This is a genomic window from Nocardioides bruguierae (genome assembly GCF_023656415.1).
In the GTDB taxonomy this organism is placed as follows: domain Bacteria; phylum Actinomycetota; class Actinomycetes; order Propionibacteriales; family Nocardioidaceae; genus Nocardioides; species Nocardioides bruguierae.
The window spans coordinates 130,690-156,452 of the sequence record NZ_JAMOIL010000012.1 but is presented as its reverse complement, the minus strand read 5'-3'; the positions used below and the strand labels follow the sequence as shown (position 1 = coordinate 156,452).

The 25,763-nt window shown below is 73.5% G+C and carries 25 protein-coding genes; 12 read left to right on the top strand and 13 right to left on the bottom strand.

Annotation, left to right across the window (positions count from 1 at the left end; all coding sequences use genetic code 11):
* Window positions 1-9: 9 nt before the first annotated feature.
* The 4 genes from M8330_RS11365 to M8330_RS11350 all read left to right on the top strand — a co-directional run bounded on the left by M8330_RS11365 (window position 10) and on the right by M8330_RS11350 (window position 3,192).
* Entirely contained in the window at window positions 10-591 is a 582-nt protein-coding gene (locus M8330_RS11365; RefSeq protein ID WP_250827437.1) for a DeoR/GlpR family DNA-binding transcription regulator, read from the top strand.
* 172 nt (window positions 592-763) lie between these two features.
* Window positions 764-1,990 (top strand): MFS transporter, encoded by a 1,227-nt coding sequence (locus M8330_RS11360; protein WP_250827410.1) that lies wholly within the window; start codon window positions 764-766, stop codon window positions 1,988-1,990.
* Window positions 1,991-2,062: 72 nt separating this feature from the next.
* Window positions 2,063-2,677, top strand: coding sequence for a DedA family protein (locus M8330_RS11355; RefSeq protein ID WP_250827436.1), 615 nt, complete (start codon window positions 2,063-2,065; stop codon window positions 2,675-2,677).
* A 38-nt stretch (window positions 2,678-2,715) separates the two neighbouring features.
* Window positions 2,716-3,192, top strand: a complete 477-nt coding sequence (locus M8330_RS11350) for a MarR family winged helix-turn-helix transcriptional regulator (RefSeq protein ID WP_250827409.1) — start codon at window positions 2,716-2,718, stop codon at window positions 3,190-3,192.
* A 3-nt stretch (window positions 3,193-3,195) separates the two neighbouring features.
* Here M8330_RS11350 and M8330_RS11345 read toward each other — a convergent pair whose 3' ends face one another.
* A complete protein-coding gene (locus tag M8330_RS11345; protein WP_250827408.1) occupies window positions 3,196-3,978 on the bottom strand; it encodes an IclR family transcriptional regulator in 783 nt (260 codons plus the stop codon).
* 187 nt (window positions 3,979-4,165) lie between these two features.
* Between M8330_RS11345 and M8330_RS11340 the strand changes: the two genes are divergently transcribed.
* Window positions 4,166-6,283: a CopD family protein gene (locus M8330_RS11340; RefSeq protein ID WP_250827407.1), complete on the top strand. Its 2,118-nt coding sequence runs from the start codon at window positions 4,166-4,168 to the stop codon at window positions 6,281-6,283.
* A gap of 43 nt (window positions 6,284-6,326) precedes the next feature.
* Here M8330_RS11340 and M8330_RS11335 read toward each other — a convergent pair whose 3' ends face one another.
* On the bottom strand, window positions 6,327-7,475 hold the full coding sequence (locus M8330_RS11335; protein WP_250827406.1) for a cobalamin-independent methionine synthase II family protein: 1,149 nt from the start codon (window positions 7,473-7,475) through the stop codon (window positions 6,327-6,329).
* Window positions 7,476-7,710: 235 nt separating this feature from the next.
* Between M8330_RS11335 and M8330_RS11330 the strand changes: the two genes are divergently transcribed.
* From M8330_RS11330 to M8330_RS11320, 3 genes are all read left to right on the top strand, one after another.
* Window positions 7,711-8,757: an isopenicillin N synthase family dioxygenase gene (locus M8330_RS11330; protein WP_250827405.1), complete on the top strand. Its 1,047-nt coding sequence runs from the start codon at window positions 7,711-7,713 to the stop codon at window positions 8,755-8,757.
* A 146-nt stretch (window positions 8,758-8,903) separates the two neighbouring features.
* Window positions 8,904-10,109, top strand: coding sequence for a siderophore-interacting protein (locus M8330_RS11325; RefSeq protein ID WP_250827404.1), 1,206 nt, complete (start codon window positions 8,904-8,906; stop codon window positions 10,107-10,109).
* A 68-nt stretch (window positions 10,110-10,177) separates the two neighbouring features.
* Window positions 10,178-10,747, top strand: a complete 570-nt coding sequence (locus tag M8330_RS11320) for a PadR family transcriptional regulator (protein ID WP_250827403.1) — start codon at window positions 10,178-10,180, stop codon at window positions 10,745-10,747.
* 53 nt (window positions 10,748-10,800) lie between these two features.
* Here the strand turns inward: M8330_RS11320 and M8330_RS11315 are convergent, their stop codons facing one another.
* The 3 genes from M8330_RS11315 to M8330_RS11305 form a co-directional block, all read right to left on the bottom strand.
* Window positions 10,801-12,030 carry an acyl-CoA dehydrogenase family protein gene (locus tag M8330_RS11315; RefSeq protein ID WP_250827402.1) on the bottom strand — a complete coding sequence of 410 codons (1,230 nt, stop codon included), beginning with the start codon at window positions 12,028-12,030 and terminating at the stop codon, window positions 10,801-10,803.
* 82 nt (window positions 12,031-12,112) lie between these two features.
* The gene (locus M8330_RS11310; protein WP_250827401.1) at window positions 12,113-13,069 is read right to left on the bottom strand and encodes an AraC-like ligand-binding domain-containing protein; all 957 of its coding nucleotides are present in this window, start codon (window positions 13,067-13,069) and stop codon (window positions 12,113-12,115) included.
* Between the two features lie 155 nt (window positions 13,070-13,224).
* The gene (locus tag M8330_RS11305) at window positions 13,225-13,887 is read right to left on the bottom strand and encodes a TetR/AcrR family transcriptional regulator (RefSeq protein WP_250827400.1); all 663 of its coding nucleotides are present in this window, start codon (window positions 13,885-13,887) and stop codon (window positions 13,225-13,227) included.
* Window positions 13,888-14,009: 122 nt separating this feature from the next.
* Here M8330_RS11305 and M8330_RS11300 point away from each other — a divergent pair, with 122 nt between their 5' ends.
* The 3 genes from M8330_RS11300 to M8330_RS11290 all read left to right on the top strand — a co-directional run bounded on the left by M8330_RS11300 (window position 14,010) and on the right by M8330_RS11290 (window position 18,382).
* Window positions 14,010-15,278: an MFS transporter gene (locus M8330_RS11300; protein WP_250827399.1), complete on the top strand. Its 1,269-nt coding sequence runs from the start codon at window positions 14,010-14,012 to the stop codon at window positions 15,276-15,278.
* 86 nt (window positions 15,279-15,364) lie between these two features.
* Window positions 15,365-17,086 carry a ubiquinone-dependent pyruvate dehydrogenase gene (poxB, locus tag M8330_RS11295; RefSeq protein ID WP_250827398.1) on the top strand — a complete coding sequence of 574 codons (1,722 nt, stop codon included), beginning with the start codon at window positions 15,365-15,367 and terminating at the stop codon, window positions 17,084-17,086.
* A 33-nt stretch (window positions 17,087-17,119) separates the two neighbouring features.
* Window positions 17,120-18,382, top strand: coding sequence for an MFS transporter (locus tag M8330_RS11290; protein WP_250827397.1), 1,263 nt, complete (start codon window positions 17,120-17,122; stop codon window positions 18,380-18,382).
* 181 nt (window positions 18,383-18,563) lie between these two features.
* Here the strand turns inward: M8330_RS11290 and rpsN are convergent, their stop codons facing one another.
* From rpsN to M8330_RS11250, 8 genes are all read right to left on the bottom strand, one after another.
* Window positions 18,564-18,866: a 30S ribosomal protein S14 gene (gene rpsN, locus M8330_RS11285; protein ID WP_250827396.1), complete on the bottom strand. Its 303-nt coding sequence runs from the start codon at window positions 18,864-18,866 to the stop codon at window positions 18,564-18,566.
* Window positions 18,866-19,102, bottom strand: coding sequence for a 50S ribosomal protein L28 (gene rpmB, locus M8330_RS11280; RefSeq protein WP_250827395.1), 237 nt, complete (start codon window positions 19,100-19,102; stop codon window positions 18,866-18,868). The genes rpsN and rpmB overlap by 1 nt, the downstream gene beginning before the upstream one ends.
* Before the next feature lie 28 nt (window positions 19,103-19,130).
* Window positions 19,131-19,253 (bottom strand): type B 50S ribosomal protein L36, encoded by a 123-nt coding sequence (gene ykgO, locus M8330_RS11275; RefSeq protein ID WP_139979359.1) that lies wholly within the window; start codon window positions 19,251-19,253, stop codon window positions 19,131-19,133.
* A gap of 42 nt (window positions 19,254-19,295) precedes the next feature.
* Window positions 19,296-19,550, bottom strand: coding sequence for a 30S ribosomal protein S18 (gene rpsR, locus M8330_RS11270; RefSeq protein WP_250827394.1), 255 nt, complete (start codon window positions 19,548-19,550; stop codon window positions 19,296-19,298).
* Window positions 19,547-19,726, bottom strand: a complete 180-nt coding sequence (gene rpmF, locus M8330_RS11265) for a 50S ribosomal protein L32 (protein ID WP_250052158.1) — start codon at window positions 19,724-19,726, stop codon at window positions 19,547-19,549. Before rpmF ends, rpsR begins: the two co-directional genes overlap by 4 nt.
* 40 nt (window positions 19,727-19,766) lie before the next feature.
* On the bottom strand, window positions 19,767-20,876 hold the full coding sequence (locus M8330_RS22455) for a CobW family GTP-binding protein (protein WP_250827393.1): 1,110 nt from the start codon (window positions 20,874-20,876) through the stop codon (window positions 19,767-19,769).
* Window positions 20,877-21,062: 186 nt separating this feature from the next.
* Window positions 21,063-22,067 (bottom strand): sugar phosphate isomerase/epimerase family protein, encoded by a 1,005-nt coding sequence (locus tag M8330_RS11255; RefSeq protein WP_250052162.1) that lies wholly within the window; start codon window positions 22,065-22,067, stop codon window positions 21,063-21,065.
* 176 nt (window positions 22,068-22,243) lie between these two features.
* Window positions 22,244-23,281, bottom strand: coding sequence for a LacI family DNA-binding transcriptional regulator (locus M8330_RS11250; protein ID WP_250827392.1), 1,038 nt, complete (start codon window positions 23,279-23,281; stop codon window positions 22,244-22,246).
* Window positions 23,282-23,499: 218 nt separating this feature from the next.
* Here M8330_RS11250 and M8330_RS11245 point away from each other — a divergent pair, with 218 nt between their 5' ends.
* The gene (locus M8330_RS11245) at window positions 23,500-25,710 is read left to right on the top strand and encodes a cytochrome P450/oxidoreductase (protein ID WP_250827391.1); all 2,211 of its coding nucleotides are present in this window, start codon (window positions 23,500-23,502) and stop codon (window positions 25,708-25,710) included.
* Window positions 25,711-25,763 lie beyond the last annotated feature (53 nt).

The window sequence follows — 25,763 nt, the reverse complement described above, 5'->3', positions numbered from 1 at the left end:
GGGCGGCCGATGCCGTTCAGCACTCGCTACGACGCCGACCAGGTGCGCAAGGAGGCGCTCGGAGCCGCCGCGGCGGCACTGGTCGAGGACCACGAGTCGCTGGTGGTCGACAACGGCACCACCTGCTTGGCAGTGGCCCGGTCGCTCACCGGCCGACCGTTGACCGCGCTCGCGCTGTCCCTGCACGCCGCCGCGGCGCTGGCCGCGGTGCCCGGGGTGAGCGTGGTGGTGCCAGGAGGTGCAGTCGAGACGGACACGCTGGCGTTCGCCGGTGGAGCCGCTCTCGAGGCGGTGCAGGCTCTGCACGTCGACGTCGCGGTGCTCGGAGCCTGCTCGGCCGCGCCGGACCACGGACTCACGTCCGTCACCTTCGAGGACGCCAGGCTGAAGCGAGCCTGCCTCGCGGCGGCCACCCGGACCGTGCTCGTCGCGGGCCCGGACAAGCTCGTCACCGTGTCGACCTTCCGGTTCGGCGATCCCACGGACGTCATGCACCTCGTCACGACCGCTGACGCAGACCCGCACGCGGTCGCGGCCTACCGGGCAGCCGGGGTAGAGGTGCACCTGGTCGAGGTGGCCGCGGGCGCCTAGGCCTCGAGGTCGTCTCGCGAGCGGCTTCGCCGCGGGTGGCGGGGTGTGCCGAGGTTGCTCCTGCAGGGGCCGTCCGGTGAGACGCGCGCCGGGAACACCTGCTCCTGCCCGACAGTTGTCGCACGCGGTCGGCCCGTCCCGGGTCGCCCGGCCCCGCGACGAGAGCAGGACGATGAGCCTCACCGACCAGACCGCCGGCGGCACGCCCACGGGCGCGGCCAGGAGCGAGGTCGGCGCCCCCGGTGCCCGGGAGTGGGCGGCGGTGGGCGCCCTGGCCCTGGCGATCTTCAGCCTCGTCACCAGCGAGTTCCTGCCGGCGAGCCTGCTGCCCGCGATGGCCGACGACTTCGGCGTCTCCGAGGGCGTCGCCGGCCAGGTGGTCACGGCCACCGCCCTGGTCGGCATGCTCGCCGGGCCGGGCATCACCCTGCTCTTCCCCCGGACCGACCGCCGCGTCCTGCTGCTCGGCCTGCTCGCCGTGGCCGTGCTCGCCAACGTCCTCACCGCGGTGGCGCCGGCCTACGCCGTGGTGGTCGTCGCCCGGCTGCTGCTCGGGGCCGCGATCGCCGGCAGCTGGGCGCTGGCCATCGGCGTCTGCGCCCGCCTGGTCTCGGCCGCCCGGCTGGGCCGCGCCATGTCGATCGTCAACCTGGGGCTCTCGGCCTCGCTCGTCCTCTCGGTGCCGCTCGGTGCGCTGCTCTCCTCGGCCGCCGGTTGGCGGCCGGTGTTCTGGGGCGTCGCCGCCCTCGGCCTCGTGGCGCTGGCGGCGATCGCGGTGCTGGTGCCGTCGGTGCCCGCCTCGCCCGGGGCCGGCGCCGCGGCCCTGCTCGGCACGCTGCGCTCCCCGGTGCTGCTGCTCGGGCTGGCCGGTGTCGGCCTGCTCGTGGCCGGCCACTTCGGCAGCTACACCTTCGTGCGTCCCGCGATCGACGCCGTGGGCGGGATGAACACCGGCCTCGTCGCTCTGGCGCTGGTGCTCTACGGCGCTGGCGGGCTGCTCGGCAACGCCGCCGTCGGCGTGGTGATCGACCGGCGCCTGCCGCTGCTGCTCCTGGTGGTGCCCGGCGTCATCTGCGCCGCCGTCGTCCTGCTCGCCGTGGCCGGGGCGCTGGGCACGGGCTCGGTCCCGCTCGCGCTGGTCGCCGTGGCGGTCTGGGGCCTCGGCTTCGGCGGCATCGCGACCTCCACCCAGACGCTCACCGCCCGGGCGGAGCCGACCCGCATCGAGTCCGCCGGCGGCCTCTACGTCGCCGTCTTCCAGCTGGCCATCGCCCTGGGCACCGCGCTCGGTGGTCTGCTCCTCGACGCGGCCGGGGTGACGCCGCTGCTCGTCGCCTCGGGCGTCGTGGTGGTGCTCGGCGGACTCCTCATGCACGCCACGCGGCACCGCCTGGCCTGAGCGCGAACCCACCCCGCCGGGGGAGCGGCGGTCAGGTTCGGTGCAGGCGGGACGGGAAACCGTGAAAGTGTGATGGCCTACCTCGACCCGCTGCTCGCCTCCCTCGGACTCTGGGCCCCGCTGCTCGTGGGCGCGGTGCTCTTCGCCGAGACGGGCCTGCTGGTCGGCTTCTTCCTCCCGGGCGACTCGCTGCTCTTCGCCGTGGCCGTGCTCGCCTCGTCCGGGGTGCTCAGCGCCTCGATCTGGGTCTTCGCGGGCGCCGCGTGGCTCGGTGCGGCGCTGGGCGACCAGGTCGGCTACCTCATCGGGCAGCGGTGGGGGAGCCGGCTGCTGGTCTCCCGCGAGGACGGCGGGCACCGGCCGCGGTGGCTCTCGGGGCACCACATCGACGCCGCCCACCGGTTCTTCCTCGAGCACGGGCACAAGGCCGTCGTCCTGGCCCGCTTCGTGCCGCTCGTGCGCACCTTCACCCCGGTCGTCGCCGGTGCCCTCGCGATGCCTCGGCGCCGGTTCACGGTCTACAACGTGCTCGGCGGCCTGCTCTGGGTCGTGCTGCTCCTGGCCGCCGGCTGGTACCTCGGTGAGGTGCGGTTCGTGGCCGACCACGTCGACCTCGTGACCCTGGGCCTCGTGGCCGTGTCGCTGGTGCCCGCCGGGGTCGCGCTGCTGCGGCGCCGCGCGGCCTGAGCATCGCGAGGGACGCCGCGGATGAGACGCTGGGTCGCGTGAGCGAGACCGACCCGGTGGTGGACGCGCCCGTGATGGACGAGGCCGTGACCCGGGTGGGGCTGCTGCTGGAGGTGGCGGCCGGTCTCGCGACCCGGGTCGACGCCCAGCTGCGCCGCGACAGCGACATCACCGCCTCGACCTACGAGGTGCTGGTCCGGCTGCACCGCAGCGGCGGCGCCAAGCCGCTCTCCGCGCTGGGCCGCGAGCTGGCCGTCACCACCGGTGGCGTGACCCGGATGATCGACCGGCTGGAGCGTGACGGCCTCGTGCGGCGGGTGCGCAGCGAGTCCGACCGCCGCTCGGTGCTGGCGGAGATCACGGACGCCGGCACGCGGACCCTGCTCGACGCGCTGCCCGGTCACGTCGCCGACGTCCGGGACCTGCTGGCGGCGCTGGACGACGACCAGCAGGCCGCCCTGGAGAGCGCGCTGCGCACGCTGCGCGACGCCCTGGGGGACCAGCCTCGGAGCTGAGCCTCAGACCGAGGCGGACCAGTCGGCGGTGGCGGCGAGCTTCGCGCGGGCGGCGAGCAGGGTCTCGATGATCATGTCCTGCCGGCCGTCGCCGAGCCGGCTGATCGGCACGGAGACGCTCATCGCGTCCGTGGCGTGGCGGGTGAAGGGGAGCGTCACGCCGAAGCAGCGCACGCCGAGGCAGGACTCCTCGGACTCCGTGGCGTAGCCCTGCACCGCGGCGGTGTCGATGATCTCCAGCACCTCGTCCTTGGTGACGGTGGTGTGGGGGGTCATCGCCTTGATGTCGGTGGGCACCAGCGCCGCGCGCTGCTCGACCGGCATCTCGGCGAGGATCGCGCGGCCCAGCGCGGTGGAGTACGCGGGCAGCCGGCGGCCGACGGCGGAGTGCATCCGCAGCGGGTGCACCGACTCCCGCTTGCCGGTGTAGATGACGTGGTCACCGTCGAGCCGGCCCAGGTGCACCGTCTCCTGCGTCGCAGCGGCGACCTCGTCCAGGATCGGGGCCGCCCGGGCGAGCACCGCATCCCCGTCGAGGTAGGCGGAGCTGGCGACGAGGCAGTGCATGCCCAGCTTGTAGACGGTGCCGGTGGGGTCGGTCTCGAGCCACCCCTTCACCACCATCGTGCGCACGAGCGCGTGCAGGCTGCTCTTGGGGATGCCCATGCGCGAGGACAGCTGGAGCTGCGTGCCGGGGCCGCGGAGCGCGATCTCGTCGAGCAGGTCGAGCGCCCGCGCGGCCGACTTCACGGTCGAGGGAGTGCTGTCTGCGCTGGTCTGCGTCATGTCGTGCCCGCCTTTTACCCAAGAGGAACGAGGAGTGCCTGTTCGGGCACACAGTACGCCCTTCGTTCACATACAGAAACTCACTCCCACCTATTGACCGTGACGTGAAACACATCCTAGGTTGAACTCAGTTCACGAATACGAACGCGGTTCACGAAATCGACGTCATGAGACCCAAGGAGCGCCCGTGATCCAGGTGCGACATTCAACCTCGCCGGCCGGGGCCGAGACCGCCACGACGGCGGACCTGCGACGAGACTTCCTCGTCGAGGACCTCTTCGTCGAGGGACGGGTCACCGCCACCTACACCCACGACGACCGGATGGTCCTCGGCGGCGCGGTGCCCGGCACCGGCCAGCTCGACCTGCCGGCCTTCAGCGACGTCCTCGGCGTCGAGAGCCACCTCGAGCGCCGCGAGCTCGGCATCATCAACGTCGGCCAGGCCGGCCACGTGCTGGTCGACGGCGACAAGCACGAGCTCGAGCACCTCGACGGCCTCTACGTGGGCCGCGGCAGCGAGGTCTCCTTCGCCGGGGCCGACGCCGCCTTCTACTTCGTCTCCGCCCCGGCGCACGCCACGTACCCGACCACCGCGCTGAAGCACGACGAGGTCGAGCCGGTGGCCCTGGGCAGCAAGTCCGGCGCCAACGAGCGCCACCTCTACCGCTACGCCTGGGGGCAGGAGCTGCAGACCGCCGTCCTCCAGTTCGGCGTCACCGTCATCGCCGACGGCTCGGTGTGGAACACCTTCCCGCCGCACCTGCACGACCGCCGCACCGAGGCGTCGCCCGAGGTGATCGGCTTCGACTTCACCGAGCCCGTCTCCCTGCCGCCCGGTGGCGTGCAGGTCTTCGACGCCTCCGGCGTACCCCTGGCGGCTGAGGCGGAGGCGGTCGGCGACCGCCTCGAGGTGCGGATCGACGCTCCGGTCGAGGGCACCGTGGTCGTGGTCTGGCGGATCATCTCCCTCGACACCCACCCCGTGGCCGGGTCGCTGACCTTCTCCGTGGGGGAGCCCAGCCCGGACGTGACGCCCCCGCCGGTCGAGGTGGACGCCTCCACCGACCCGCCGGTCCTCCTGGCGCCGGCCCGGTGGCTCGGCTACCTGGGCCTGCTGGCCGCGGGCGGTCTCGCCGCGGGGCTCGTCCTCCTGCTCCCCGCCGGCATGACGCAGGCGCGTCGGCGGGTGCTCCGGGCGACCCGGGCCGCCGTCGTGGTCGGCGCGCTCGGCTGGCTGGCGACCGTGCCGCTCAGCGTGCTCTACCAGGTCGGCGGGGACGCCTCCGCGCTGGCCGACCCGGCGGCCTGGGCCGCGTGGCCGCGCTCGGAGTGGCTGGTCCTGGCGCTCGTGCTCGTCGGCCTCCTGGCGCTGACCGTCCTGCTGCGGCGCGATGCCGGGGCGACCGCTGCGCGTGCCGCCCTGGCGATGGGTGGCCTCGCCGTGGTCGCTCCCGCCCTCTCCGGCCACACCCGCGCCGCCTCCCCGCAGGCGGTGGCGATCGCCGCGGACGCGGTGCACCTGCTCGCCGGCGCCGCCTGGCTGGGCGGGCTCGTGGCTCTCGTGCTCGCGCTGTCGGCGCCGGACGAGCAGGACGAGGCGGCCACCGTGCTGGGGCGCTTCTCCGTGCTCGCCGGCGGGCTGCTCGCCCTGGTGGCCGTGACCGGCACGCTGGGCGCCTGGCTGGTCGTCGACGGGTGGAGCGCGCTGCTCGGGACGTCGTGGGGCCGGGTCCTGCTCGTGAAGGTGGCCGTGGCGGTCGTCGTGGTCGCGCTCGCTGCGTGGAACCGGTTCGTGCTGGTGCCGCGGCTGCGCGCGGCGTCCCGCCGGGAGCGCGGCGCACGCACGCGGCCGGTGCTGCGCGTGGCCGTGGCCGAGGCCGTGCTGCTGGTGGGGGTGCTCGGCCTCACCGCGGTGCTGGTCGACCAGGTGCCGGAGATCGTCGAGCCCGCGGCGGCCGCCGCGACCGGCCCCGTCACCGGCGTGCTGGAGAACAGCGGGGGCGAGGACCTCGCGGTGGCCGTGGAGCTCAGCCCGCGGGCGGTCGGGCCGGTGACGGTCACCATCCGGGTCACCGACGCCGCCGGCGTCCCGACCGAGGGGCTGGAGCCGCCGCGGGTGCGCCTGCTGGGCGGGGACGGGGAGGGCCCGGACCTCGGCCTCGTCCCGCTGACCCCCGTCAGCACCGGCACCTACGCGGGGCAGGTGACGGTGCCGACGGCGGGCGAGTGGGACGTGGAGGTCTCGCTGCGGACGGGGGAGTTCACCAACCCCGTCGCGGTGCTGACGTTCGACGTGCCCGGCTGAGGCCGGCGCGGCGGGCGCCCTCGCCGAGCGCCTCGACCTTGGCCTAGGCGATCTCGGGGTGCACCCGGCCGCCGAGCCCGCAGTCGGTGGAGGCGATCACCCGCTCGTGGCCCACGGCGTCGACGAACCGGCCGATCCGCTGCGCGACCAGGTCGGGGTGCTCCACCACGTTGGTGGCGTGCCCGACGACGCCGGGCACGAGCACCAGGTCGTCGGGCACGTCGACCTCCTGCCAGAGCGTCCACTCGTGCTCGTGCCGGCTGTTGGCCGCCTCGAAGGAGAGCGAGCCGACCCGGGCCCGCAGCACCTCGGGCAGGATCGCGGCGAGCGGCAGGTCGGTTACGTGCGGACCGTGCCACGACCCCCAGCACAGGTGCAGGCGCACCTGCTCGCGGGGCAGGCCCTCGATCGCGTGGTTGAGCGCGTCCACGCGGACGCGGGTGAAGGCCCGGTAGTCCTCGACGCTCGGCTCGGGGTTCACCTGGTCCCAGCTCTCCGCGAGCGAGGGGTCGTCCAGCTGCAGGACGAGGCCGGCGTCCGTGATCCGCCGGTACTCCTCCTTCAGCACCTCGGCCCAGGCCCACACGTGCTCCTCGTCGGAGCCGTAGTGCGTGTTCCACACCCGCGCGGCGCTGCCGGGCGCGATGGCGGTGAGGAAGCCCCGCTCGCCGGGGGCGAGCGCCTCGGTCAGGCGGCGGACGTCGGCATCCGTGGCGTCCTGGCCGCGGTAGGCCAGCGGCCCGGTGGTCGTGGGGAACGCGGTGGCGGGCGAGCCCTCGGAGACGCCGGAGGCGGGGTCGGCGTAGGCGCCGGGGAACAGGTGCCGGTCACGCCGGTCGACGAACGAGGTCAGGCGGACGTCGCCGGGGCCGGAACGCACGCGCGGCTGGCTGAACAGGTCGGTGCCGGTGAGGGCGAGCCCGGCCACCCGCTGGAAGGAGTAGGACCACCAGGCGCCGTAGTCGAGGGCACTGGCCATGGTCTTGCCGTACTCGCCGTCGCCGACGAGCGTGATGCCCGCGTCGCGCTGGCGGCTCACCACCTCCGCGACGGCCTGCGTGAGCAGCGCGTCGTAGTCGGCGGAGGGCTCCCAGGTGAAGCCGTCCTCGGCGAAGGTGCGTGCGCCGGCGGCCTCGAGGAGGGCCTGCGAACGAGGCAGGCTGCCGGCGGTCGTGGTCTGGATGGTGGGCACAGGAGGGCCCCTCTCCCGGGATGTCGCGTCCCGCGTCGGTGCTCCGCCCTGAGGGTCTGGCTCACGGAGGTTTCCGTTCACAGTGGCGCGACCGCCCCGGGTTCTCACCGGGTTCCTCGACGTCGAGCGGAGCAGGCGTGACGCTAGCGCGGCCCCCGCCGACGGCCCCCGGGCGGACGGCCGGTGAGACTCGGACCCGCGCCGCGGCCAGGCCCGCGCCGCCTACGGTGAGCACATGAGCCCGGTCGTGCCCACCGTCGACATCACGCCCTACGTCGCCGCCGGCACCGCGGCCGAGCGGGCCGCCTGCGCCGCCGCCATGGACGCCGCCTGCCGCGAGGTCGGCTTCGTGCAGGTGGCCGGGCACGGCGTCCCCCCAGCGGTCGAGGACGCGTTCGCCGCCGCGCTGGACGCCTTCTTCGGCCAGGACCTCGAGGCGAAGAAGGCCGTGGTCCGGCCGGCGCACGAGAACCGCGGCTACACCCCGCCCCGCTCCGAGAGCCTGGCGCTGAGCGCGGGCGTGCAGTCCGAGACCCGGATGAAGGACTTCTTCGAGGCGTTCAACGTCGGTGCCACCGCCGCCGAGCACGGCCACGCCGACCTTGCCGCCCTCGGGGTGGCCGGGCACTACGCGGAGAACACCTGGCCCGCCGTCCCCGGCTTCCGCGAGGCGGTGGACGCCTGGCGCACCGAGGCCGGCCGCGTGGCCCGCGCCCTGGTCGAGGTCTTCAGCGGCGCGCTGGGCCTGGCGCCCGAGGTGCTCGGCGGCTTGCTCGACCACCCGATCGAGCTGCTGCGGATGAACAACTACGCCCTGGACGTCGGCACCGAGGTGGAGCTGGACGAGGACCTGCTCGGCATGGGCGAGCACACCGACTTCGGCATCGTGACGGTGCTGTGGGCCGACCGGGTCCGCGGGCTGCAGGTGCTGCACGACGGCGCCTGGCACGACGTCTCGCCCGCGCCGGGAGCGCTGCTGGTGAACCTGGGCGACCCCACCACCCGGCTGACCAACGAGCAGTGGCCCTCCACGCTGCACCGGGTGAAGCCGCCGATCGTGGACGGCACCATCGAGCGTCGACGCTCGGCCGCCTTCTTCCTCGACGGCGACGCGGAGAAGCTGGTCGGTCCGCTGCCGGGCTTCGTCGACGCCGAGCACCCACCCCTGTACGCGCCCGTCAGCGTCCATGAGCACATCGCCGCGAAGCTGGGCGGCTCGCGTGCCGGCGTGCTCAACTCCGCCGCCGAGCGGGAGTCTGCGCGGGTGCTCACCGCGGGCTGACCGGTCCGGCAAACCTCGCACAGGCAGCAGGGCCCCCGACGGAACGCCGTCGGGGGCCCTGCGGCGTCCGGAGGTGGTGCCGGAGAGGAATAGCCAGGGCCCTTATCGCGATATATCGTCGACGCATCGAGATAGAGGAGTTACGTATGACGAAGCATCACCACCGCGACGTTCCCGGACACGCCGACGAGACCCCCACCCCGACCTCTGGCCGTCGCCGCGACCGAGGACGGCCCGATGACCGCGGCCCCCGAGGGCGCCGAGGCCCCGGAGGCCCCGGAGGCCCTCGCGGAGGCGCCGACAGCTCCCTGCGTGACGAGCTCGGCGAGCTCCACCACCTGGTCCGCCAGATCGGCCGCGGCGGCAGCGACGCGCAGCGCGATGCCGCCGTCGCCCTGCTCGCCGAGACCCGTCGGGCCCTGCACGGGGTGCTGGCGACGGAGGTCACGGACCTGGCCGCTGCGCCCCGTGAGGATGGCCCGCGACCCGCGCGCGCCGCCCGACCTCCACGCGGCGAGCGACCTGGACGTGGCGGCTCGACCCGCCTGACCGTCACCCGCACCGAGTCGCTGGTCCCGGGCTTGCGTCGGGTCTGGTTCCACAGCGAGGACCTGTCGGCGTTCGCCAGCAGCGACGCCACCGACCGCTACGTGAAGCTGGTCTTCGCGCGGGACGGTGGCGACCCGACCCGGTTCGCCGACCTGGACCTCCGTGCGGCCCGCGGCACTGTCCCGGACGAGGAGCTGCCGGTCGTCCGCACCTACACGGCGCTGTTCCCCGACGTCGAGGCCGGCACGCTGGCCATCGACTTCGTGCTGCACGGTGACGAGGGGGTCGCCGGTCCGTGGGCCGCGGCGGCCGAGCCGGGCGACGTGCTGCTGGCCAAGGGGCCCGGCGGCGGCTACCGCCCCGACCCCTCCGCCGACTGGTACCTCCTCGTCGGCGACGAGGCCGCCCTGCCTGCTGTGCTGTCCGCCCTCGACGTGCTCCCCGATGCTGCGGTCGCGCGGGTCCTCATCCTCGTCCAGGACGAGGCGCACGAGCCTGACCTCGCGGCTGCGCTCGGGCGTCCGCTGCCGGCGGGCGTGCAGGTCGGGTTCGTGCACCGAGCGGCGGGTGGCGACCTCCTCGAGGCGGTCCGCGAGATGGACTGGCCGGAGGGCGTGGTGGACGCTTTCGTCCACGGCGAGGCCGAGGCCACGATGAAGAGGCTGCGCCCCTACTTGATCGGGGAGCGCGGCGTCGACCGTAGGGCGGCCTCCATCTCCGGGTACTGGCGTGAGGGTCGCACCGAGGACGGGTTCCGCGACTGGAAGCGCGCCCAGGCCGACGACGAAGGAGCAACGCGATGAGGGGGCCTGGGCCTCACGGTCCCTCGCGGTATGGTCGCGGACCCGGCTGGCGCGAGGAGGGAGAGGTAGTGCGCGACGACGAACGGCACCACGACGGACGACCTCGCCCGTCGGAGCGCGAGGGAGCGGAGGCGCAGCACGGACCTCCCGGCCGACACGGACGCCGAGGGCACGGTCACCCGGGCGGTCGCGGCCGCGGCCGCGCCTCCCGCGGCGACGTCCGCGCCGCCGTCCTGCTGCTCCTGCTGGAGGAGCCGATGCACGGCTACCAGCTCATGCAGGCGGCCGCCGACCGCACGGACGGCGCCTGGCGACCGAGCCCCGGGGTCGTCTACCCGACCATCGGCTCGCTCGAGGCCGACGGCCTCGCGGTGGTCACCCGTGAGCAGGGGCGCAAGACGGTCGCCCTGACGGACGCCGGACGCACCGCCGCCGAGCAGCTCGCCGAGTCCGGGGACGACCCGTTCGCCGCGTTCACCCAGGACGGCCCCGACCTGCGCACCGAGCTGGAGCGGCTGCACGGCGCGGTCAAGGAGGTTGGCCGGCACGGCACGCCCGAGCAGCAGGAGGCCGTCCGCGTGCTCCTCGACAAGGCCCGCCGGGACGTCTACCGGATGCTGGCGGACGACGCCGGGTGACCGACCGCCCGGCCTTGGTCGTTCAGTCCTGTTCGGCTGACCGGTCCGTGACGTCACACCAAGCCGGAAGCCGCGAGCGGCTCATAGCCTTCCGCAGCGAGGAGCTCCTGCAGCTGGCGCCGACGCACGCCCACGTTGCCACCCTCGATGATCGGGTAGGCGAGGGCGTCCTGGAGGGCGCGGTGCAGCGGGTGGTTCAGGTCGTAGGACGCCATGCCGACCGCCTTGGCGAGGTCGGTGACCACTTGGAGGCCGGTCTCCGACCCGAGCACCTTGGAGTGAAGGGCCCACTCGGCAGCCGACGGATCCTGGGACATGACCGCGTCCAACGCACGCCAGGCGAGCAGTCGGGTGGCTTCGAGCCGTCCCTTGCTGTCGCTGAGCAGGTCCGCCACGGCCTGGTGCTCGATCACCGGGACTGCGCCGCCCCGCGTGTCAGTGGTCGCGAACCTGTGGGCGTGCTCGAAGGCGCGTCGCATGGCGGCCGTCGCGAAGACCCCGATGGAGGCGCCGCTGGGGATGAACGCGTTGCGGGTCAGCGCGACCCCGTCTCCCTCGGTGCCGATGAGGTGCGAGCGGGGAATGCGGACGTCGTGCAGAGCGATCCGCGAGGTCAAGCAGCCCCGCAGGCCGGGTAGGTCGTAGTGCTCCTCGACCTCGATGTGTCCAGCCAGCTCATTGGGTGTCGCCACCAGCAGCGAGACGCCCCCCGGGGCGCGGCACACGATGGTCATGACGTCGGGACCGTTGCCGTCCCACCCCGACAGGGTCGAGGCCCAGGCCTTGCGGCCGTTGACCACGTAGTGGGCGCCGTCGGGGACAGCGGTCGTCTGCGTCCCTCCGGGGGAGGCGGCCGCAAAGTTCGCAGTCCCGCCGGGCTCGGAGAACGCCATGGCTGCCAGAGGGGCACCCTCGTCCGCCAGGAACGGCGCCACGAAGCGGGCGACCTGCTCGGGGGTGCCGGCCTCGTAGAGCGGCATCAGGGCGATGAGAGGTCCGGCCAGCGTGATCACGAAGTCGGGGGACTCCACGGCCCACTCCTCGACGAGGATCGCGGCTTCGATCCCTCCGCCCGCAGCACCGCCCGCAGCCTCGGGGACGAAGCCCTTCAGGAAGCCTGCGCGGACGGCCTCCTCGACCACGGGCCGCGCCAGCAGCGCGCGGGCGAGAGGATCGGTCTCGGCGGCCTGTGCGGTGACGAGGTTGCGGAGGTGGCCTTGGGCGAAGGCGCGGGCAGCGTCCTTGAGCGCCAGCTGCTCGGGGGTGAGGGTGAACGAGACCATGACGAGCTCCTGTGACGAGGCCCGGGCTGCCGGGCGGGATCGGGGAGTGTCCAGCGTCGTTCCGGGGCCGGCGGCCCGCATGTCACTGCGTGCGCTGCTCCCGTGCCGTTCGTGCGCGAGCCTGCGTCTGCGATGGCGTCTCGCCGCGCTCGCGGCGGTATGCCCGCGAGAAGGCTGAGGTGTCGACGAAGCCGACCGCGCCGGCAACCCTGGTGACGGTGAGGGTCCTTGGGTGGGCGAGCAGGCGGGCCGCCCGCTCCAGGCGGACCCGCCGCACCGCACGGGCGAACGATTCGCCGCTGCCGTCGAAGGCGGCGTGCAGGGTCCGGGGGGAGAAACCGAGGTCTCGACACACGCTCGCCACCGACAGGCCGGGATCGCCCACGCGGGCCTGCACGTGCCTGAGCACCAGGGCCCGGCGGGCATCCCGGCTGGACGGGGGCGGGGGCTGGGCGTCGAGCATCGCCGCGGCCACGCTCGCGCAGAAGGCGTCGGTGAGACCCGGGACTGCGGGAGAGTCGGGGTCGCAGTCCCACAGCGCCGTCATCAAGGTCCGCAGGACGTCGGCGGTGGACGGTGACCGCAGCGCCCGGGCCAGCGCAGGAGGGCGGCTGGCCAGCTGCTCCTCGAGCCGCTCCCGGGGAACCTTGAACGAGAGCGTCCGCCACTCCTCCTCCTGCGCCAAGTGGTAGGGCCGCGTGGTGTCGACGACGGCTGCGAGGCCAGGGGAGGTCACGCTGCGTGAGCCGTCCTGCTCGGACTCGCACGTCCCCAGGAGCTGGAGGTTCACGAAGAAGTGCTCGCCCTCGGTCGAGGCGACCTGCCGCGGGCCGTGAGCCACCCGCTGGCCGCTGGAGCCGAGCACCGCCAGATCGAGGTCGCCGACCACGCGCCGCTCGACCCTGCCCGAGAACGTCCCGGCCGAGTGCGTCAGCTGCGGCACGAGGGGGACGAAGGCCTGGCACAGAGCGTCGTGCCAGTAGCCGAACCGGTCCGCGTGGGGACGGTCCGCGGTGTCCCAGATCTGAGCGGCCTCCATGCCCCGAGCCTGCGGTTCCTGCGTGTCGTGGGGCTGTGGGCTGCGTTGCGGTCACGTCAACGATCGCGCACGGGCGCACCGCCACCAGTCGTTGGCCGCCGAGGCAGATGCGCCGGGAACAGCGGGTATGGCGCCGAGCGGAACTCGGGCCACGGTCAGCCCTGCGCACCTCGGCGGGTGCCGATGAGGTCGATGAGCAGCCCGTAGGAGCGGACGAGGTCGACGTCCCCGTTCGTGCCGCCCTCGAGCAGCCACTGCGCCTGGAGGCCGTCCGAGGCGGCGAGCAGGAGGGCCGCCACGTCGGCGACCTCTGTGATCGGTCGACCGGCCATGACTCCGGTGGCGAGGTCGTCGGCGATCCGCCCGCGGGCCTCCCGGTAACGCGCCACCAGGTGCTCGCCGGCCTCCCCGTCAGGGTCGAGCACGCCGGTGGCCAGCATGGCCGTGTGCAGGGCCACGAACCCCGGCTCGGCCGCGTTGCGCACGGTGGCGTCGGCCAGGAGACGCAGTGAGGTGAAGTCGTCCCCGGCCCGGGCGGTGACGTCCTCGACCAGCCTGGCCTCACGGCGGCGCAGGACCTCGACGAGCAGCGCCTCGCGCGACGGGAAGTAGTGCTTCAGGGCCGCGTGCGAGACCCCGACCGCCTCCCCGATGGCGCGCATCGAGGTGCCGTCGACACCGCGCTCGGCGAAGACCTCGATGGCCCGGTCGAGGATCTCCTCGCGACGCGACTCGCTCTTGGCGTAGGGGCCGCGACGGCCGCGGCCGGCGGTGCGCACTGCCTCGTCGTCACCTGTCACGGACCCGTCGGAACTCACAGCGAGACCTTAGAGGAGACGAAAATCTCCACTTGGAGGTTTCGGGGTATGGTCCCCATCACTACAACTGTTGTGCACGGGGTCACGTGATGCCCGCACACTGAGGACCTCCTGGAGAAGACATGAGCGCAGCGTCAACGGAAGGCACGGTCGCACCCGCGACCGCCGACCTCACCGCGGAGCAGCGACAGCGTGACAACGTGGCCATCGTCGCCATCCCGGTCGCGATGCTCGGCCTGATGATCGCCATCGTCGCGCCCCTGCTGGTGTCCCTGGCGCTGCGGCTGACGACGCTCGACGCGACCTCGTCGGCCGCGAACCTCAGCCTGGTGCTCGGCATCGGCGCGTTCGTCGCCTTCGTGGTGAACCCGATCGCCGGACGACTCTCCGACCGCACCACGAGCCGGCTCGGCCAGCGCAAGCCGTGGATCTTCGCCGGCGCCGTCATCTCCTACGTGGGCATCGTGGTCATCGCGTTCGCCCCCGGCGTGTGGGCGGTCGTGCTGGGCTGGTCGATCAGCCAGCTCGGCTTCAACCTGGCCCTGGCCCCGCTCGTCGCGATGCTGCCCGACCAGGTCAGCCAGGGCGCGCGCGGCAAGGTGGCCTCGCTGATCAGCCTCGCGCAGAACGGCAGTGCGGTGATCGGCACCTACTTCGTCCAGCTCTTCGCGATCGGCCTGACCCAGAGCCTGCTGCCCAGCCTCATCGGCCTCGTCGTCCTGGTGCTGGCGGTGCTCCCGATCAAGGACGTGCGCCGCGCCGAGCCGCCGACGGATCGGCTGAGCATCGTCAGCATCTTCGCCTCGTTCGTCTTCGACCCGCGCAAGCACCCGGACCTCGGCTGGGCGTGGGTGGCGCGCTTCTGCCTCATCACGACCCAGTTCACCGCGACGAGCTACCTGACCTACTTCGTCATCGACGAGCTCGGCTACTCCGTCGCCGAGGCCGCGACCAAGGTCTTCCAGGGCACCTTGCTCAATGCGCTGGGCATCCTGCTCACCACGTTCTTCTTCGGCTGGCTCTCCGACCGCACCGGCCGCCGCAAGCCGTTCGTCCTGGCCAGCGCCGTGGTCGCGGCCCTCGGCCTCGGCATCATGGCCACCGCCGGCACGCTCACGGTCCTGCTCGTCGCCGAGCTCGTGCTCGGCATGGGCATGGGCGCGTTCCTCGCCGTCGACCTGGCGCTGGTCTCCGACGTGCTGCCCGACGACGGCCAGGCGGGCAAGGACCTCGGCGTCATCAACATCGCGCAGGCGCTGCCGCAGTCGCTCGTCCCGGTCGTGGCGCCGGCCGTGGTCGCCGGCGTCGGGTACCCCGGCCTGTTCCTCGGCGGGGCCGCCTTCGGCGTGCTCGGCGGGCTCGCCGTCCTGATGGTCCGCGGGGTCCGCTGAGCGCGAAGCGCGGACGACACTGATCTTCTCGACGTGTGACGGGAAGATCAGTGTCGATCCGCCGGTCGCGTGGGTACTGGCAGGGCATGACCACCGTCGCCCAGAACATCGTCGACACCCTCGAGGCCAACGGCGTCACGCGCGTCTACGGCGTCCCCGGTGACTCCCTCAACGGCTTCACCGACGCCCTGCGTGGCTCCGGCATCCGCTGGATGCACACGCGGCACGAGGAGGCGGCGGCGTTCGCGGCGTCCGCCGAGGCCGCCACGACCGGCAACATCGCGGTCTGCGCCGGGTCCTGCGGGCCCGGCAACCTGCACCTGATCAACGGCCTCTACGACGCCAACCGGTCCCGCGTGCCGGTGGTCGCCATCGCCGCCCACATCCCCACCGCGGAGATCGGCACCAACTACTTCCAGGAGACCCACCCGCAGGACCTGTTCCGCGAGTGCAGCGTCTACTCCGAGTACGTCGCCAGCCCCGCCCAGATGCCGCGTCTGCTGCGCATCGCGATGCAGACCGCCGTGGAGAAGCAGGGCGTCGCCGTCCTCGTCGTCCCCGGCGACGTGGCGCTGGCCGAGGCCGCCGACACCACGGTCTCCACCATCACCACCACCCGGCCCCGCGTCGTCCCGCAGGACGACCAGCTGGCCGAGGCGGCTCGTCTGCTCGACGCGGGCAAGCGCGTCACGATCCTGGCCGGCGCCGGGTGCGCCGACGCCCACGACGAGGTGGTGGCCCTCGCCGACACCCTCGGCGCACCGGTCGTCCACGCCCTGCGCGGCAAGGAGCACCTCGAGCACGACAACCCCTTCGACGTGGGCCTGACCGGCCTGCTCGGGTTCTCCTCGGGCTACAAGGCGATGGAGGAGTCCGACACCCTGCTGATGCTGGGTACCGACTTCCCCTACACCCAGTTCTTCCCCGAGCACGCCAGGACGATCCAGGTCGACATCAGGGGCGAGCAGCTCGGCCGGCGCACCACCATCGACCTCGGCATCGTCGGCGACGTGGCCGAGACCGCCCGGGGCCTGCTGTCGCGGCTGACCCGCAAGACCGACCGCGGGCACCTCGAGGACGCCCTCGCCCACTACAGGAAGACCCGGGCGCAGCTGGACGACCTGGCCAGCCCCACCAAACCGGGCCGCAAGATCCACCCGCAGTACCTCACCCGCGTCATCGACACCCACGCGAGCGACGACGCCGTCTTCATCCCCGACGTCGGCTCCCCGGTCACCTGGGCCTCGCGGTACCTCACGATGAACGGACGTCGCCGGCTCATCGGGTCCTTCAGTCACGGCACCATGGCCAACGCGCTGCCGCAGGCCATCGGCGTGGCCGCCTCGCACCCCGGCCGCCAGGTCGTCGCGCTCGCCGGCGACGGCGGCCTCGCCATGCTCATGGGCGAGCTGTTGACGCTGAAGCAGCTGGACCTGGACGTCACCGTCGTCGTCTACAACAACTCCTCGCTCAACTTCGTCGAGCTGGAGATGAAGGCGGCCGGGTTCGTGAACTTCGCGACCGAGCTCGACAACCCCGACTTCGCCCAGGTCGCGCGTGCGATCGGCCTGCACGGCGTCCGGGTCGAGGAGTCCGAGGACGTGGAGGCCGCCGTGAAGGAGGCGCTCGCGCACCGGGGGCCCTCGCTGATCGACGTGGTCACCGACCGGCAGGAGATGTCGATGCCGCCGACGGTCACCGCCGAGCAGGTCAAGGGCTTCACGCTCTACGCGCTGCGCACCGTCATGTCCGGTCGCGGCGACGAGATCATCGACCTGGCCCGCACGAACCTGCGCCAGCTCTTCTGAGCCGACGCTCCCGTCTCGGAAGGGATCCGCAGCGTGGGCGTGGCCCAGCGGCACCAGCAGTCGCACCCACGGCAGCCTGGGGGCAACCCCGCCGCCGACCCCGGCGGCGCCCGGCGCGCCACGATCTGGCTCTTCGCCGGGGTCGCGGGCGTGACCGCCTCGACCAACTACTACAACCAGCCGCTGGTCGACTCGATCGCGCGCGGCTTCGGGGTCTCCGACTCCGCGGCCGCCACGTCGGTCACCGTGGCGCAGGTCTGCTACTCGCTCGGTTTGCTGCTCATCGTGCCCTCGGGCGACCTGCTCCGACGGCGTCGCCTGGCGACCGTCCTGCTCGCGCTGGTCGCCCTCGGGCTGGTGGCGCAGGGCTTCGCCCCCACCTACCCGACCTTCCTGGCCGGGCTGGTGCTCACGGCGTTCGGCGCGGTCACCTCCCAGGTGCTGGTGGCGTTCTCGGCCTCGCTGGCGCCGCCCGGCCAGCGGGCCGGCACCGTGGGCACGGTCATGAGCGGGATGCTGCTCGGCATCCTGCTCGGACGCAGCGTGGCAGGCATCCTCTCCGAGGTGGGCGGCTGGCAGACCGTGTACCGGGTGGCGGCCGTCCTCGCCGTCCTGGCCCTGCTCGGCGTCCGCGCGCTCGCGCCCGAGGGCGGGCACGACGGGCCCACCCCGCGGTACCTGGCGGTGCTCCGCTCCATGCCCCCGCTGCTGGTGCGCTTCCCGCGCCTGGTCAGCCGCACGCTCATGGGCGGTCTCACCTTCGCGGGCGCCAGCGCGGTCTTCGCGACGATGTCGCTGCACCTCTCGCGCGACCCGTTCGACCTCTCCGACGGAGTCATCGGGCTGATCGGCCTGGTGGGCGTGGCAGGCGCGGTGGCGGCCACGCCCATCGGACGCGGCGTCGACCGCGGCTGGGACCGCTGGCTCGGCCTCGCGACCATCAGCTCCCTCGGCCTCGCCTGGGTGCTGTTCTCGACCTGGGGCGCCACGTCCATCGTGGTCTTCGTGGTGGCGATGGTGCTGCTGGACCTCGGTCTCCAGGGCACCCACGTGGCCAACCAGGGCGTCATCCAGTCCCTCGACGACGCGGCCCGCGCCCGGATCACCTCGATCTACATGACCGGGTACTTCCTCGGCGCCACGCTCGGCTCGGCGATCGGTGTGGCGGCCTGGGACGCGGGCGGCTGGACCGGCATCTGCGTCGCCGGCTTCGTCCTCCTCGTCCTGGCCTACGCGGCCTGGGGCCTGGACACCGTGCTCGCCCAGCGCGAGCGCCGCGCAGCGAGCGCGGCGTGAGCACGCACTGATCCTTCTCCGGACGCACGCCGGCCCGCCGACACCTTCCGAGGAGGCGTCGACGGGCCGGACGGGTGGACGGGGAGGGGGCTCGAGCACCACCACGAGCAGCACCCCACCCCGCCGGTCACAGGCCGAGTCGGCAGCAACGTGCTGCCGACTCGGCGGGATCAGGGGCGGGTCACCAGGAGGACTTGGTGATCCCGGGCAGCTCCCCGCGGTGCGCCATCGAGCGCAGGTTGAGGCGGGAGAGCCCGACCTTGCCGACGTAGCCGCGGGGGCGTCCGTCGACCTGGTCGCGGTTGCGCACGCGCACGGGGCTCGCGTCGCGGGGCAGCCTCGAGAGGGCGCGCACGGCGGCCTCCCGGGCCTCGGCGGTGGACGCCGTCCGCACCGCCTCCTTGAGGGCGGCGCGTCGCTCGGCGTACCGCGCGACGGTGCGCTTGCGGCGCTCGTTGGCGGCGATCTTCGAGGTCTTGGCCATCAGATCCTCACTCCTCGCCGCTGCAGGTCGGCGACGACGGCCTCGATGCCGCGGGCGTCGACCACCGTGATGCCGCGGGCGCTGAGCGTGAGCGTCACGCGTCGGCCCAGGCTGGGCACCCAGTAGCGCTTCTTCTGGACGTTGACGTCGAAGCGTCGGTTGGTGCGGCGGTGGCTGTGCGAGACGTGGTGGCCGAACTGCGGCGTGGTGCCGGTGACCATGCAGGTGCGGGACATGCGGTCCTCTCGTGGACGGACGGGGGCCTCAGCCCTGGCGGGCCTTGAGCCGGGGGTTCTGCTTGTTGATGACGTACGTGCGGCCGCGGCGGCGCACGACCTGGGAGCCGGGCTGCTTCTTCAGCGAGCGCAGGGAGTTGCGGACCTTCATCGGGTCTCCTTCGGAGCCTTCGGGGACGGGGAGCGGGAGCGCTCAGCGGCGCGCAGAGGTGTAGGGGAGCAGCGCGACCTCGCGGGCGTTCTTGATCGCCCGGGTGACCATCCGCTGCTGGCGCGGGGTGATGCCGGTGACGCGGCGGCTGCGGATCTTGCCGCGGTCGGAGACGAACGTCCGCAGCAGGTCGGTGTCCTTGTAGTCGACGTGGGCGACGGTGGGTGCCAGGAGCGGCTGCGAGCGGCGGGTGCGGGTGGTGGTCCGCGGCTTGCGGGCCCCGCGCGGCGCGCTCATCGGGCGTTCCCCGGCAGCTGGACCAGGCCGCGCTGCACGGCACGCACGAGCGGCCGGGGCACGCGGTGCACCTCGCCGTCGACGACGACGGGCACCAGGTCGGGGGCGGTCGCCTTCCAGGCGGACCGGCGGTGGCGGGTGTTGCTGCGCGACGTGCGGCGCTTGGGCACGGCCATGGCGTGCTCCTCTCGATGGGAAGGGGTCGGGGAAGTGGGGTCAGGCGACGTCGGTGATCTCGCCGAGCCACGGCTCGAGACCGTCCTCGGCGACCCGCCAGGAGCCGGTGCCGAGCAGGCCCTCCTCGGGGGTCACGAGCATCCGCTCGAACGCCTCCTCGAGGCCGGCGGGCGGCTCGCCGACGCCGGTGTAGACGAGCCGGGTGAGCGGGGTGCGGGCGCCCCAGCGCTGCCAGGTGCCGATGCTCAGCTGGCCGCCGGCGCCGCTCCACTCGCCGAGGTCGCCGGGTCGGGTGGCGACCCAGAAGCAGCCGCGGGCACGCCACCGGCCACGGCCCAGCGACTCGATGTCGTCGACGAGCCGCTCCGGGTGGAACGGGCGGTGGGAGACGAGGACGCGGCGCCAGGCCCGCGCCTCGCCGGTCTGCTCGGTGGACGGCTCGGCCAGCGGCTCGTCGTCGGTGGGCAGCATCCACGCGACCGCGGCCTCGTGGTCGTGCCGCCCGGCGAGCAGGGCACCGGCGTCGAGCTCCGCGCAGCCGGTCACGAGCATGGCCTCTGGTCGGGCCAGGGCACCGACGAGGGCGGCGAGCTGCGGCCCGGACCCGCCGGTCAGCACCGTGACGTCGGCCAGCTCGACCTGGGCGCAGGCGACCTCGCCCAGGCCACGGTCGTCGTCGGGGCCGGTCTGCAGGCCGCGGTCGGCCAGGTCGTCGTCGCAGAGCAGGTCCTCGACGACGTCCTCCCCGCCGGCGTCCACCTCGCCCCCGAGGGCCGCCACGACGCTCGCGAGCCGGACGTGGCGGGCGAGCCGGGTGTCGTGCTCGAGGACGGCGCTGACCTGGTCGGCCTCGCTGGCCACGGGCAGGCAGGAGACGACCGCGTCCCACCGGCCGGCGCGAGCGAGGTGCTCGATGGTGGGCAGGACGTCCTCGCGCAGGGCGCAGTCGACGCAGGCGTGCTCGAGCTCGACGTGCGCGGTCTCGAGGTGGCCGGAGGCGTCGGAGACGGTGCGGGTGAGCACCTGGGTGGCGGGGTCGATGCGGTGCCGGACCACGACGGCACCGGGCAGGTCCAGCGAGAGCGCCAGCACCGCGGCGTCCATGGCCGTGGCGTCGACGCCGGTGACGACGAGCAGGGGTGTGCGCACAGCGCTCCTCCGTTCATGAGAATGAGAACGAGTCTCATTACAGCACGGTCGGGCGAGGTGTGCACGTCCGGGACGCAGCACGGGCCCGCTGCCGGTGGCAGCGGGCCCGTGTGCGTTCACCTCCCCTGAAGGGCTCCGAGGGAGGGTCTCGTGGGGCGGATCAGTGGCTGATCCACGCGGGAGGGGTCAGCGCAGGCCGACCTTCTCGGCGGCCTCGAACAGGACGCCGGCGGCCTCGGTGAGGCCCTCGACGCGGCCGAGCGAGGTGTCCTCGTGCTCGATGTTCACGCACATGTCGGGGTCGATCTTGTTGAGCTCGACGAGCCAGCGCGACCAGAAGTCGGCGTCGTGGCCGCGGCCGAGGGCCACGAAGTCCCACGCGGAGTCCTTCGGCCACTCGTTGGCCCACTCGTCGCCGCCGAGGTTCACGCGGTCCTCGGACGGGTCGAGCTTGCGGAAGCCGTTGTCCAGCACGCCGTAGAGCGCGGCGCGCTCGGTGTTCACGCGGACGTCCTTGGCGGCGGCGTGGAAGACGAGCTCGCCCAGGTCGGCGGTGACGGCCACCGGGTCCATCTGCTGCCAGAACAGGTGCGAGGCGTCCAGCTCGACGCCCACGTGGGTCGCGCCGGTCATCTCGACGAGGCGGCGGATGTCGCGCGGGTTGAAGACGACGTTCTGCGGGTGCAGCTCGAGAGCGACCTTGACGCCGAGGTCGGCGGCGAGTCGGTCGGTCTCCTTCCAGAACGCGGCGGCGACGTCGAACTGGTAGTCCAGGACGTCGAGGGCGGCCGAGTTCCAGGCGTTGACGATCCAGTTGGGGCGGGTCGAGCCGGGCTCGCCGCCGGGCAGGCCCGACATGGTCACGACGCGGGTCTGGCCCAGGCGCGCGGCCAGCTTGATCGAGCGGCGCACGTCCTCGGAGTGCTTGTCGCCGATGGCCTTGGTGGGGTGCAGCGGGTTGCCGTTGCAGTTGAGGCCGGCGATCTCCACGCCGGTGCCCTCGAAGATCCCGAGGAAGTCGTCGCGCGCGGTGTCGCTGGTGAGGATCTCGTCGATGTTCGGCACGTGCACCGGGGGCAGGAAGCCGCCGGTGTTGATCTCGATGCCGGTCAGGCCGACCGACGAGATGACCTCCAGGGCCTCGGGGAGGCTCCGGTCGTGCAGGATCGCGTTGTAGACGCCGTAGCGCATGGACTTCCTCCGCTGTGAGGACGCCGGGGACCGGCTTCGGGTGGGTGTGGGGCACGTCCCCATGAGGCCGGGCCCGCACGGGGGCCGGGCCGGAGAAGGTGACGTGCCACACAGCGTACGCTTCGTGGCTAGCACGTGCTAGTCCGAGGCGCGGAAACCTTGCCCAGGTGCAGACCTCAGGCCGGCGCCGGGCCGGTGGTGCGTCGCTGGACGAGGGTCGGCGCCACGAGCTGCACGCGCTCGCCCACGTCCTCGCCGCCCGCGCGGGCCACGAGGCGGCGCACCGCCAGGTCGGCCAGGGTGCGCGGGTCCTGGCGCAGCGTCGTGATGCCCAGGACCTCCGCGCCGGCCAGGCGGCTGTCGTCGTGGCCGACGAGGGAGACCTGCTCGGGGACGCGGACGCCGGCCCGGTTGAGGGCGGTCAGCGCGCCGGCGGCCACGTCGTCGCTGTACGCCACGACCGCCGTCGGCAGGGTGTCGGCGTCCGCGAGCATCTCGGTCATCGCGAGGAAGCCGTCCATCTGGTCCTGCCCGGCGCACTCGACGACCTCGAGGGTCACGTCCTCGTGCCTGTCGGCGGCCCGCGCCAGGGCGGCCGCGCGCGAGGCGGCCACGAGCCCAGGGCCGCCGCGCAGGTGGGCGATCCGGCGGTGGCCGAGGTCGTGCAGGTGCTCGAGCGCCAGGCTCATGGCGGCGTCGTCGTCCGAGCGGACCACGTCGACCTCCGGATGGGCGACCTCCCAGCCGAGCACGACCAGCGGCAGCTGGCCGGCGAGCCGGGGCTCGGCGACCTGCGGGCCGAGCATGACGAGCGCGTCGAAGCGCAGGTCCTGGAGCGAGGTGAGTGCCGTGGCCTCGTCCCGGGTGGGGGTGCTGAACCCGAGGGCGAGGCCCCAGCGCACCTGCTCGGCCGCCCCGTAGAGGGCCTCGAGCAGCTCGAGGTGGAAGTGGCCCTCCTGGCCGAAGAGCACGCCCAGCATCTGCGAGTCGAGGCTGGCCAGCGAGCGCGCCCGCAGGTCCGGGCGGTAGCCGAGGTCGGCGGCCGCGGCCAGCACCCGCTCGCGAGTGGCGGGGCTGGCGCCGGGCCGGTCACGCAGGACCAGCGAGACCAGGGTGGGGGAGACGTCCGCGGCGCGGGCCACGTCGGCGAGCGTCACGCGGCGGGCGGGACGACGGGGGCGGGCCTCCGGGGTCGCGGGCGGGACGTCGGGCATGGCGTAGGTCTAGCCGCCTCGGCCGCAGGGGGCAAGCGCGGTCATTTCCATGGATTGACTAAAGCGCTTTAGAAAAATGCGCGGAAACCATTGACCGCGGTTCTCGCCGACCCGCACACTCCTGTGCTGCGACCGGGGCCACGTGCCCCGACGGCCCCGACGCGAGCTGCCCGCGAGACCTCCCGCGGCCCTGCGTCCGACCCGAGAAGGACCTCGCCATGACCACTGTGGTGCCCGAGTACAACCCGTTCGCCCCCGGCTTCTACGACGACCCGTTCCCGACGTACGCGTGGATGCGCGACGCGGCGCCGGTCTTCCACAGCGAGCGCTGGGGCTGGTACGCCCTCTCGCGGTTCGAGGACGTGCGCACTGCGATCCTGGACGCCGACACCTTCCGCAGCTTCGAGGGCATGGACCTCGACGACACCGCGCACATGCAGCTCGGCCCGGGGTCGCTGCCCAACACCGACAACCCGCGCCACGACAAGATCCGCGCGATCGTGCAGCCCTGGTTCACCCCGCGCCGCATCGGCGGGCTGGAGGAGCCGATCCGCCAGGTGGTGCGCAACCTCGTCGCCCAGTGGCGCGAGCGGGGGAGCGCCGACCTCGCCGCCGAGCTGGCCTGGCCGATGCCGTTCGACGTGTTCTTCACGCTCATGGGCCTCCCGATCGCCACGGGCGAGGAGCGCGAGCGGCTCGAGGGCTGGGTCCACGGCCTCAAGGGCCGCGTGCCCGGCACCCCGCACCTCACCGACGCCGCCGTGGTCGACACCGCCGCCATCACCCAGTACTTCCGCGACCTCCTCCAGGAGCGCAAGGAGCGCCCGGCCGACGACCTGGTCAGCCTCATCGCGCACGCCGAGATCGACGGCGTCCCCTTCGCGCCCGAGGACATCGACCCGGCCTCCGAGGTGCTCGGGCTGATGATGGTGCTGTTCCTCGGCGGCGTGGAGTCCACCGCCGGCCTCACCGCCACCACGCTCAAGCTGCTGGCCGAGAACCCCGACCAGCGCGAGCTGGTCCGCGCCGACCCCACGCTCATCCCGCAGGCGATCGAGGAGGCCGTGCGCTGGGCGACCCCGCTCCAGCTCACCGCCCGCACCACCTCGCGCGACGTGCACCTGCACGGTCAGGTGATCCCGCAGGGCTCCCGCGTGGCGCTGGTGACCGGTGCCGCCAACCGCGACGAGCGCCGGTTCCCCGACGCCGACCGCTACGACGTCACCCGCGGCCTGATCAAGCACGTGGGCTTCGGCGAGGGCGTGCACGGCTGCCTCGGTGCGCCGCTCGCGCGCCTGGAGGTGCGGATCGCGCTGGAGGAGGCGCTGCCCGTGCTCGGCGACTACGAGCTCGACGGCGCCCCGACCTTCTACCCCAGCTCCGTCAACATGTACTGCTGGCAGCACCTGCCGGTCACCTTCACCCCGCCCGCCGCCGAGACCCAGGCGCTCGACGGCAAGCGCGAGGAGACCGCCTCGACCGCGCTCACCGAGCACGCCGTGGTCGTGGAGGAGAAGGTCGAGGCGGCGGACGGCGTCGTGGCGATCACCCTGCGCGCCGACTCCGTCGACGGCCGGCTGCCGTCGTGGGCCCCGGGTGCCCACGTGGACGTCGTCGCCGGCGACGCGCCCGTGCGCCAGTACTCGCTGTGCGGTGACGTCGAGGACCGCGGCCGCTACCGGATCGGCGTGCTCCGTGAGCCCGCCAGCCGCGGCGGCTCGGCGCACCTGCACGAGGGCGTCTCCGTCGGCGACCGGCTGGTCGTCCGCGGCCCGCGCAACCACTTCGCGCTCAGCCCCTCGCCGCGGTACCTGTTCCTCGCCGGCGGCATCGGCATCACCCCGATCCTGCCGATGATCGCCGCCGCCGAGGCGGCCGGCGCCGAGTGGCAGCTCGTCTACGGCGGTCGGACGAAGGCGTCCATGGCGTTCCTCGACGAGCTGGCCGTGCACGGCGACAAGGTGCGCCTCGTCCCGCAGGACACCGACGGCCACCTGCCGCTCGCCGAGCTGCTCGGCACGCCGCTGGCCGACACCCAGGTCTACGTCTGCGGCCCCGGCCCTCTGCTCGACGCGGTGGAGGAGAGCTGCGCCCACTGGCCCTCGGGCTCGCTGCACCTGGAGCGGTTCGCGCCGCGCGAGGACGCCGACCTGGGTCCCGCTCGGCCGTTCGAGGTGCAGCTCGTCCGCACCGGCGTCACCCTGCACGTGCCGGCCGACCGCAGCGCGCTCGACGTGGTGCACGAGGCGGGCGTCGACGTCCTCTCCTCCTGCGCGGAGGGCACCTGCGGCACCTGCGAGACCCGGGTGCTGGAGGGCGAGGTGGAGCACCGCGACTCGGTGCTCGAGCCCGCCGAGCGGGCCGCGCAGGACTGCATGATGCTCTGCGTCTCCCGCGCCTGCTCGGACCGGCTCGTGCTGGACCTCTGAGGCTCGCGGAAGGAACGACAGCGCCCCCGCCCCGGTCTGGTGACCGGAGCGGG

Excerpts from the sequence above, each read along its gene's own strand:
- M8330_RS11300 (WP_250827399.1), top strand. The coding sequence starts at position 14,010 with ATGAGCGCAGCGTCAACGGAAGGCACGGTCGCACCCGCGACCGCCGAC.
- rpsN (WP_250827396.1), bottom strand. The coding sequence starts at position 18,866 with ATGGCCAAGACCTCGAAGATCGCCGCCAACGAGCGCCGCAAGCGCACC.
- M8330_RS11365 (WP_250827437.1), top strand. The coding sequence starts at position 10 with ATGCCGTTCAGCACTCGCTACGACGCCGACCAGGTGCGCAAGGAGGCG.
- ykgO (WP_139979359.1), bottom strand. The coding sequence starts at position 19,253 with ATGAAGGTCCGCAACTCCCTGCGCTCGCTGAAGAAGCAGCCCGGCTCC.
- M8330_RS11325 (WP_250827404.1), top strand. The coding sequence starts at position 8,904 with ATGACGAAGCATCACCACCGCGACGTTCCCGGACACGCCGACGAGACC.
- poxB (WP_250827398.1), top strand. The coding sequence starts at position 15,365 with ATGACCACCGTCGCCCAGAACATCGTCGACACCCTCGAGGCCAACGGC.
- M8330_RS11310 (WP_250827401.1), bottom strand. The coding sequence starts at position 13,069 with ATGGAGGCCGCTCAGATCTGGGACACCGCGGACCGTCCCCACGCGGAC.
- M8330_RS11360 (WP_250827410.1), top strand. The coding sequence starts at position 764 with ATGAGCCTCACCGACCAGACCGCCGGCGGCACGCCCACGGGCGCGGCC.
- rpmF (WP_250052158.1), bottom strand. The coding sequence starts at position 19,726 with ATGGCCGTGCCCAAGCGCCGCACGTCGCGCAGCAACACCCGCCACCGC.
- M8330_RS11250 (WP_250827392.1), bottom strand. The coding sequence starts at position 23,281 with ATGCCCGACGTCCCGCCCGCGACCCCGGAGGCCCGCCCCCGTCGTCCC.
- rpmB (WP_250827395.1), bottom strand. The coding sequence starts at position 19,102 with ATGTCCCGCACCTGCATGGTCACCGGCACCACGCCGCAGTTCGGCCAC.
- M8330_RS11315 (WP_250827402.1), bottom strand. The coding sequence starts at position 12,030 with ATGGTCTCGTTCACCCTCACCCCCGAGCAGCTGGCGCTCAAGGACGCT.
- M8330_RS11245 (WP_250827391.1), top strand. The coding sequence starts at position 23,500 with ATGACCACTGTGGTGCCCGAGTACAACCCGTTCGCCCCCGGCTTCTAC.
- M8330_RS11255 (WP_250052162.1), bottom strand. The coding sequence starts at position 22,067 with ATGCGCTACGGCGTCTACAACGCGATCCTGCACGACCGGAGCCTCCCC.
- M8330_RS11355 (WP_250827436.1), top strand. The coding sequence starts at position 2,063 with ATGGCCTACCTCGACCCGCTGCTCGCCTCCCTCGGACTCTGGGCCCCG.
- M8330_RS11330 (WP_250827405.1), top strand. The coding sequence starts at position 7,711 with ATGAGCCCGGTCGTGCCCACCGTCGACATCACGCCCTACGTCGCCGCC.
- M8330_RS11345 (WP_250827408.1), bottom strand. The coding sequence starts at position 3,978 with ATGACGCAGACCAGCGCAGACAGCACTCCCTCGACCGTGAAGTCGGCC.
- rpsR (WP_250827394.1), bottom strand. The coding sequence starts at position 19,550 with ATGAGCGCGCCGCGCGGGGCCCGCAAGCCGCGGACCACCACCCGCACC.